Here is an 8639-nt window from a genome sequence, read left to right as displayed (position 1 = left end):
GGGTCCTGACGCTCGAGGCACTGGGCGACGCGATTCTCGATGCCTGCCTGCTGTGCCGGTACGAAACGGCGATGCGTCCCGAGGCGCTCCGCTGGCAAGAATGGTTCGATGGCCAGATGGCCAAGATCGATAGCGGCCTCGACGCGCTCGAAACGCGCTGGTTCGCTCTCCTGGAGGACGGCTTCCACGCAGGCTCGATCGCCGCGGCCTGCGCTCTGGGCTATCTCGACTTCCGCTTTCCCGAAAAGGACTGGCGCAATGGTCACCCGAAGCTAGCTGCCTGGTTCGCGGAGGCGTCAGAGCGACCCTCCATGAAAGCAAGCTTCCCACGCGGCTGATCCGGCGGTCTGTTCCGCCGACTGCTGGTTCGTGGTCGAAATGCGGCATATCCAATCTTCGAGGCGCCGGTCACGCTGGCGCACCGACGGAAGGCGCGCATCCTTCTCCGCGCGGTTGCCCGTGCTGGCACTGAAGCCCGCCATTCAGGATCATTCTTGAGTTGGTAGAGAAATGCGCGAGAAGGCTGAAAGTGTCCCATAATGCAAGCGGCCTGTAGACATGAAGGTTGCAGCCTGACGCCGACGGGATGACCAAATCTGCCAGATGCGCGTCCACCAGAACCAGAAGTCGAGGGCGTGCCCTGATGCAACGGTTAGTTACTGCGTCCGCGGCAAATCGGCGTCGGCCAACGGATTGACCGGTACTTGCCCGTAACTGGCTTTCCTGCCGCCGCTTGCCGCGCTAGGCCGAGGGCATGCTGACCGTCATTCCCGATCTTCACGCCGATCCCGCCCGCCTCTCCGCGAGCTTCGCCCAGGCAGGGCCGGAAATCGCCTTTCTGGGAGACTTCATTGATGGTGGCACCGGCGCGGACGATGCGGCGGTCCTGCGCGAAGTACGCGGGCGGATCGATGCGGGCCGGGCGATCGGGGTGATGGGTAATCATGAGCTGAATGCCATCCTGTTCCACCGCCGCGGTGCAGACGGACAGCCGCTCAGGGAACGGTCGCAAAAGAATATCGCCCAGCACCGCAGCTTCCTCTCCGCCTTCGGCACAGAGACTCCGGAGGCACTCGACTGGACGGAGTGGTTCCTGCGGACCCTGCCCCTCTGGCACGAGCGCCCCGGCCTGAGGCTTGTCCATGCCTTCTGGTCCGATCCGCTGATCGCGACCATCCGGGCGCGGCGTCCGGATGGTTTCCTGCAGCATGGGGACCTGCCCGAGATTGCCGCGGAAAGCACGGAATTCAGTCGCGCAGTGAAGCTTCTGGTCTCCGGACCCGAGGTTAGGCTTCCCGGTAGCCACGGCTTTGCCGACATCAAGGGCAACCTGCGCCGAGACGTCCGCGTCGCCTGGTGGCGGGCAGGCGCCCGGAGTTGGAAGGAACTCGCGCTTTCTGTGCCCGATCCTAGTGCGCTTCCTGCCGGAGATCCCGGTGCCAACCTGGCCGATATCCTCTATCCGGGGGACGGGCCCTGCGTTCTGTTCGGCCACTACAAGATGGCTCCGCCGCTCCGGATCGACCATGACCGCGCTGCCTGTCTCGACTATCCGGCGGCGCCCTGTCTCTATCGCTGGGACGGAGAGGACCGGCTTGGCCCGGAACAGCTGCTAGCCTTGCTCTGAATCGAAGAGGCCCTGCGGACCATCGCTCTCCTGCCAAGGCCGCGCGGCGAGGCGGAGCTGCCGCTTCGCGAAATCGACCCTTACCGAGGTCAGGACGCATGGATAATCGTCGAACCGGATTACCTGCCCCTGTTCGGCGATCAGGATCAGGAAATCCCGCAGGCAGACATCGCGCGAAGCTATGGCTCCCTCCCCGGAAAATGTCACTGAGACGCGGACATTCTCCGAAGGATCGTCCGCCACTGGCAGCAGGAGGTATTCGATAGGCTCCATGCGATTTTTCTCCTTGTTTCCTGGCGTCATGTCCTGCGCCGCGGTCCTCCTACTGCCAGCGCACGGGCTCCATGCCACCGCCCAGAACGTCGTTGCGGGCTTCAAGCCGCACGAGGTCCTCTGGCGCATTGGCATTGTCCGGCACGATGACGTAGTTCTCGCTGGTCTTGCTGGCGGCAGTTTCCCTGTCGGACAGGAAGGTCTCGTCCGCATGGGTGAAGGAGAACATTCCGGCAAAGCGTCGCCCCGTACCGGCTTCTCCGGGCATGCGCCATTCCCGCAGCGCGAACGCGATCATTGCCTCTTCCCGCAGGTCGCAAATGGTCTTCACAAGCGCTAGCGTGCCGTTCTTTTCGATGGTCGGCGTGTTGAACCGGTTGCGGCGCGCGCCAAACCGTTCGTCATCTCGGTTCTGCATAAGCTCAACGAAGCGTCCGGACTTTTCCACGACACCCGCCAGTGTCGCGTTCTGGCGCAGCATCGTGATCCGGGCATCGTCCATCTGTTTCTGCTTCACCTCGGGGGTGTTGTTGCTCAAGGTGATGTTGAGACCGTGGGGCAGCAGCATCAAGTTTCCGAGCCGCCGGATCTGCTGGCCGTCCCTGTATTCCAAGACAATGCGGTCTTTCGTATCCTTCGGCTTCTGCGGCCAGATGTGCTCCACCGAAAGATAGTCGTTGGTGCGGCCGGACTTCCCGTATTGTGTCAGCAGCTTGCCGAAATCGAAGCTCTGGCGGTCGAGCAGGGACTCTTCGAAGCGCGCTAGGAAATAGCGCCGCCATGGCCAGGTGTAGAAATCGTAATTTTCATCGTCGTTCAGCGTGAGGGACTTCACGATGGCGCTCAGCCCGTCCATCTGTTCCTTCGAGACGAGCTCCGTCAGATCCTCTACCAAGGTCTCCTCGCATTTAGCTCCCTTGAAATAGTTATGGGCAAGGTTGTGGAGCCTGACATTGTAGCTGTCCGACCGCGTCGCCAGATTGGGCAGCCCGTAGAGCCGGAAATTGGCTTTTTCGATCGCGGCCAGCACAGGGGCATCCGAGCGGTCGTCCTGCCGGCGGAACTGGCGGGCAAAGATCAGCGGCAGGACCCCGGTGATGCTGTCATGGTGATTGAGATGCGTCATTGCCCGCAAGGTCGGATTTGCTGGGTCCGTACTGCGCGCGTTGCGCAAGGTCTGGTAGGTCCTGAAATTGGCTTTCAGGAAGTCGACGAAAGTCCGGAACGTCTCGTAGTCGGTGCCATCGTCGGGCAACTCGCGTGCAACGATCCTGAAATCCGTCTCGCCCGCCTGTCGGCGGCCGGGTTTGAACTGGGCCGCTACGGTTGCTCGCAGAACCGTGTCTGCATCCGTGTCGGAGAACCGAGTGCCGGCTGCCAGTTGCTGGATCTCGCGCCAGACCTCGTTGACGTTCGGCGTGTCCCAGTGGTTGACTGCCGCGACATAGATCAGGTGGTTCTTGACCAGATCCATCTGCGTCAGCGGCTTGCCGCGGTTGTTGATGGTCTCGAAGACCTTGGCGACCTCGTTCTCGTCGCGAAGGACGAAAAGGATGAATTTGAGGCGCTCTTCCAGGAGCGCGAGCAGATGCTCGGGACTGGATGCGTTGCGGTCAATCCATCCTTGGATCTGCTTTTCCGCTGCCATGTAATTGGCTTGGGCCAAGGTCTTGATCTCGCCGGGGGGGCTGCCGCCGAGAATGGCGGAAAACGTGTCTTCATCTTGGGACTGGGGCCTGAACCGGACGGAACCGGGCCTGCTGAGGAACGTGCTTCGCCCAGATTTGCGGGACAGTTCCGCATGCAGAAGCGCCAGCGTTGTGAGGCGTTGCTGGCCATCCACGACGGCAAATGCATCCTGCCGCCGGGCGTCAGGCGTGCAGATGACGGTGCCGCAGAAATGTACGGCGTCCGGATTGCCGTCGGTCAGGCGCTCCAGCTTGTCGATGTCGCCGAGAAGGTCGGCCCGCTGCCCTTCGCCCCAGTCGTAGGGCCGCTGGTAGTCGGGAATGAACAGCCGCCGGGACTTCCCGAAGAGTTCGGGAAAGGTTGCCAGTTTGGCGTCCGGTATTTCGCTGCGTAGACTTTCAACTGTCATGCCTGCCCCAAAGCCATTTCCGCTTTCAATGTGAACGGAATGCGTTGGGGCGAGGCGAGATGCAAGTGCGGCAGAACTAACGGGCGCTACGCGCACCGAACTCTTCCATATCCGATAGAGAATAGCCGGAGATAGCGGCGGGGCATCGAATGCGGGGAATGGAACCATTTTTCGCCGCATGTTATGCGGCGATTGCCTTGATCTGCGCGGCAATGGCGAGCATATTCGCCGCAAATGGTGCGGCATTCATGATCTACATCCATCAGCGCGAAGACTGGCCCCGGTTTATCTGGTCGGCGGAAGAGATCTCCGGCCAGCTCGCCCAGGTCCGGCACCGGCAGGGGCGCCTGTTCGGCCGCATGGAAACCCTCGGTTTCGAACTGCAGGGCGAGGCGCTGCTGCGCACCTTGACTGAGGATGTCGTCAAGTCGAGCGAGATCGAGGGCGAAATTCTCGGCCGAGATGCCGTGCGCTCCTCCATCGCCAGGCGGCTCGGGCTGGAAATCGGCGCGCTGGCCCCCTCGGATCGGCATGTCGATGGCGTGGTCGAGATGATGCTCGATGCCACCCGCAACGCGGCGGCACCGCTGACAGAGGAGAGGCTGTTCGGCTGGCAGGCCGCGCTTTTCCCGACTGGCCGCAGCGGCTTGGCCCGGATCGTCACCGGTGCATGGCGCGATGGAAGCGCCGGGCCGATGCAGGTCGTTTCCGGCTCCTACGGCCGCGAGAGGGTGCATTTCGAAGCGCCGGATGCGTCCCGCGTTCCCGCCGAGATGGCGGCGTTCCTCGACTGGTTCGAGCGGCCCGACCAGACCGATCCGGTCCTGCGCGCGGCGCAGGCGCATCTGTGGTTCGTGACCATCCACCCTTTCGAGGACGGCAATGGCCGCATTGCCCGCGCGATCGCCGACATGGCGCTCGCCCGCTCCGAAGCAAGCCCGCAGCGCTTCTACAGCATGTCCGCCCAGATCCGCCTGGAGCGGGAGGACTATTACGGCATGCTCGAACTCACGCAGAAGGGCGGCCTCGACGTCACCGGCTGGCTCGCCTGGTTTCTCGGCTGCCTCGACCGGGCGATCCTCGGCGCCGAGGACATGCTGGGCCAGGTGCTGGCCAAGGCCAGGGTCTGGGACCATCTGCGGCAGCATCCGCTGAACGACCGCCAGCGCGCGGTCATCAACCGGCTGCTCGACGGGTTCGAGGGCAAGCTGACCTCCGGAAAATGGGCGAAGCTGACGAAGGTCTCCACCGACACGGCGCTGAGGGACATCACCGAGCTGGTCAAACTCGGCGTGCTGCGCAGGGACGAGGGCGGCGGGCGCAGCACGGGCTACAGCCTCGCGGTGCCCGGGCGGGGCGGGAAGACCAGGAAGGGTTTCAAGTTGCTGTTTGAAAAAACGAGTTTCCAATGAACGAGCTGCTCGAAATTCTCGGCTCTGCAGGTTCTTCCATTGTCGACGGCATCATCGCCATCGCCGAGACCCTGACCAAGACGCAAAGCGCCCCGGGCGTGGTGGCCGCGGGTCTCGGCTTCATGCTGCTGGTCTTCAGCGTCTGGTTTTTCTGGAAGACGGGCAGACAGCGCCGGGCGATCCGCCAGATGCGCAAGCTCCTGGCCGAATACCGAGACGAGGAAGCGTTCAGCGAGAACTACGAGGTGTTCCAGGCCAAGGTCGGGGAAATCCCGGACGCGTCTCGGGCCCGTGCGTCGCTCCGCGATGCCTGGCAGGAGTTTTCGGAAACGGTCGTTGCCGACGATCTGGACGGCAATGTCTCCCTGCGCAATTCCATCCGCCCCGCCGTCTTCATGAATGTCGAGGACCTTGGCTACGGCCCCGGCTGGTTCCGGATCCTGCCGAACCTCTTCGTGTCGCTCGGCCTGCTGATGACCTTCCTCGGGCTGGTGGCGGCGCTTCATGGATTTTCCGGCCAGATTTCCGGTCCCGGAGGGGGTTCGATGGATCTGGCGATGCAGGACTTCATGCAGATCGCCTCGGCCAAATTCATCATGTCGCTGGCCGGGCTCGTCTGCTCCATCCTGTTCAACATCTTCCTGCGCGTGCGTTCGGATCGGGTCGCACACGACCTCCAGGGGCTCTGCGTGGCGATCGAGCGCCGCCTGAGCTTTGTCAGCCTCGAGGATCTCGCATTCCGACAGCTGCGGGCCGCGGACGAGCAGCGCGAACATCTGCGTCAGATCGGGCTGGAAATGGTGGCTGAACTCCGGCAGCCGCTCGAGGTGATGCCGGATCGCATCACGACGGCGATCACCGAGCGCATGGAACCGATCTTCGACAAGGTCGGCGCCATGGGATCGTCGAACATGGAGGGCCTTGTGGGCGATCTGTCCTCGCAGCTCAGCCATTCGGTCGGGAATGCCCTGACGCAGGCCAGCGTGTCGCTGGGCGAGGCGACCGACCGGATCGGCCTGATGGTCGATCGCATGAATGCGTCGAATGCACAAGCCGGGGAAGGCCTTCAGACGGCGCTGTCGCAGCTTGCCGGGTCGCTGGCGGAAATGCGCACCGAAATTGCGTCCAGCGGCCGGGCGGCGGCCGACAGCATGACGGCCGGCGCCGAGCAGATGCTCGCCGTGATGAACGAGACGCTGGGCGGCATACGCGAGAACACGGCGCGCGGGGCCGAGGCCATGGGAACGGCGGCCGCCGACTTGCGGCAAGCGGCGGAAGGCTTCCGCGAGCAGCTTGATGCCGCCGGAGCGGAAGGGGCGGCGGCGCTTCAGGCCAGGATGGCGGCCAGCACGCAGGAAGCCGGCAGCGCGATCGAGGGTGCGGGCAAGTCTCTTCTCGACTCCTTCGAAGCCGTCGGAACGAATATTGCGCGGCTCGGGGCCGAAATGGGCGGCGCGATCGGCGACGATCTGATGGGCCGGATCCAGTCTGTCGGCACGGGCCTGCAGGATATCGCGCTGGCCCTGGCGGACGGGGCGGAGAGCGCGAAATCGGCTGCGACGGGCATGAAGGACGGCGCGAATGCCATCACGGGGGCGAGCACGGCCTTCGGCGCGGCCAGCCGCGACATGCGTGCGGCGAGCGAGCCCCTCCGGGCGTCGCACGAGCGGATCGAAACGAGCCTCCGCCGTCTGGAGGCCAATGTCGAGACGGTGTCTGCGACGCTAACGCAGAACTCCGCGATGATCGCCGAGAACGCGCAGCATGTGCTCGAGACGGCGCAATCGGCGCTCGGCACCGAGCGGGAAGGCATCCAGGCGGCGCTCGGATCCATCCGGGCCGCTCTCTCGACACTGACCGGGCAGGCGGAACAGCTGGACCGGATCGACGAGATGCTCGGACGAGCGCTGCGCGACTACAATGCCCAGCTCGATTCCGCGCTCGGCACGGCTCAGGACCATGTCACGCGCATGCGCGACACGCTGGCGCCGGGCATCGACACGCTGAAAGGCGTCGTCGAGCAGGCTGAAAACTTCATCCCGTCGCAGCGGAGGCTCTGATGCGGGGCCAGCTCCGGCGGAGGTTGCAGGACGAGGACGAGGAGAGCGCCTTCGTCTCGATGACCGACATGACCGTCGGTTTCCTCTTTATCATCATGATCCTCTTGGCCTTCTTCGTCAGCCAAGCCCTGGATCAGACAGAGACCGTGCCTCTCGAAACGCATGAACGGGTTGTGCGTGACCGCGATGTCGCGTTCAAGCGGGTTGCCGTACTGGAGGTGCTTCTCGCGCAACTGCAGCTGCAGCTGCAGCAGACCGAGAACGATCTCGAGCAGGCCCGGACCAGTCTGCAGGCGGCGAAGGTTCGGATCGAGGAACTGGAGAAACAGATCCGGGAGCTGAAGGCGGAGCTGGCGGAGCTTCGCAAGGTCGATCCTCTCGAGGCCTATCTCTCCCGTGTGACGCAGACGCGCAGGGAGGTTCTGGTCCGGCTGCGCGACGCGATACGCAAGGATTTCCCCGATCTCCAGGTCGAGCTCAGCGAAGAGAGCGATGCGCTCCGGTTCCAGGGGGAGGGGCTCTTCGCGTCGGGGCGCTCCAACCTGACGCCCGCCAAGGAGGACATCGTGGCGCGGCTGGCGCAGCGTCTCGACGAGGTTCTGCCGTGTTTCACCCTGGGACCGAGATCGAAATTCGCCGAGGACTGCAATCCGGGCTTCGTCATGATCGAAGCCGTGCAGATCGAGGGCCACACGGACAATGTCGGGACGGACAGGCTCAACCGAAACCTGTCGACGGCCCGGGCCAACAGCACCTTCTTTGCAATGACCGGAGCGGCGCCGTTGCTGATGGAGCAGCTCAATCTCAAGCTGCAGCCGGTTCTCTCAGTTGCAGCCTACGGGCCGGACCGGCCGGTGGCGGCGAACGGAACGGAGGAGGGGCGCGCGACGAACCGGCGGATCGACTTGCGGTTCATCATGGTCACCCCGCAGGACACCGACGGCATCGCCGCGATCCGGGCTGCGCTGGAAACATCGCTGGGGACCGCCGAATGAAGGCCCGCGACGCATTGGGGCGGCCTCCGAGCCTCAATGTGCGCGTGCTGCCGTCCCTGGAGCTGCTGGACCGCGGCGTGAAGCGCGTGCTCGACCGCTGGCCCGATGTCGTTTCGCAGCCGGAGGAGCGCGACCGCGAAAAGATCGCCAAGGAAATGTTGCGCCGCGTGCTTC

Annotated in this window: 7 protein-coding genes; 5 read left to right on the top strand and 2 right to left on the bottom strand. The window is 64.0% G+C overall.

Annotation, left to right across the window (positions count from 1 at the left end; translation table 11 throughout):
- Positions 1-338: glutathione S-transferase C-terminal domain-containing protein (locus FGX59_RS35065; protein ID WP_171060985.1), on the top strand; the 338-nt coding region annotated here is incomplete at its 5' end.
- Positions 339-754: 416 nt separating this feature from the next.
- Complete coding sequence (locus FGX59_RS35060) at positions 755-1627, top strand: metallophosphoesterase (protein WP_138473157.1); 873 nt, start codon at positions 755-757, stop codon at positions 1625-1627.
- Here the strand turns inward: FGX59_RS35060 and FGX59_RS35055 are convergent.
- Positions 1613-1900: a hypothetical protein gene (locus FGX59_RS35055; RefSeq protein WP_138473155.1), complete on the bottom strand. Its 288-nt coding sequence runs from the start codon at positions 1898-1900 to the stop codon at positions 1613-1615. The two genes, FGX59_RS35060 and FGX59_RS35055, sit on opposite strands and share 15 nt — an antisense overlap.
- Before the next feature lie 49 nt (positions 1901-1949).
- Positions 1950-3998, bottom strand: coding sequence for a DUF262 domain-containing protein (locus FGX59_RS35050; RefSeq protein ID WP_171060984.1), 2049 nt, complete (start codon positions 3996-3998; stop codon positions 1950-1952).
- A gap of 248 nt (positions 3999-4246) precedes the next feature.
- Here FGX59_RS35050 and FGX59_RS35045 point away from each other — a divergent pair, with 248 nt between their 5' ends.
- The 3 genes from FGX59_RS35045 to FGX59_RS35035 are packed head-to-tail and all read left to right on the top strand — an operon-like array spanning position 4247 to position 8465.
- Positions 4247-5410, top strand: a complete 1164-nt coding sequence (locus tag FGX59_RS35045) for a Fic family protein (RefSeq protein ID WP_138473151.1) — start codon at positions 4247-4249, stop codon at positions 5408-5410.
- On the top strand, positions 5407-7470 hold the full coding sequence (locus FGX59_RS35040; RefSeq protein WP_138473150.1) for a hypothetical protein: 2064 nt from the start codon (positions 5407-5409) through the stop codon (positions 7468-7470). The genes FGX59_RS35045 and FGX59_RS35040 overlap by 4 nt, the downstream gene beginning before the upstream one ends.
- Positions 7470-8465 (top strand): OmpA family protein, encoded by a 996-nt coding sequence (locus tag FGX59_RS35035; RefSeq protein ID WP_138473148.1) that lies wholly within the window; start codon positions 7470-7472, stop codon positions 8463-8465. The genes FGX59_RS35040 and FGX59_RS35035 overlap by 1 nt, the downstream gene beginning before the upstream one ends.
- Positions 8466-8639: the final 174 nt, after the last annotated feature.

Source organism: Poseidonocella sp. HB161398 (genome assembly GCF_005870025.1).
Taxonomy (GTDB): domain Bacteria; phylum Pseudomonadota; class Alphaproteobacteria; order Rhodobacterales; family Rhodobacteraceae; genus Mangrovicoccus.
The sequence above is the reverse complement of the archived record's forward strand: the minus strand, read 5'-3'. Positions and strand labels throughout refer to the sequence as shown.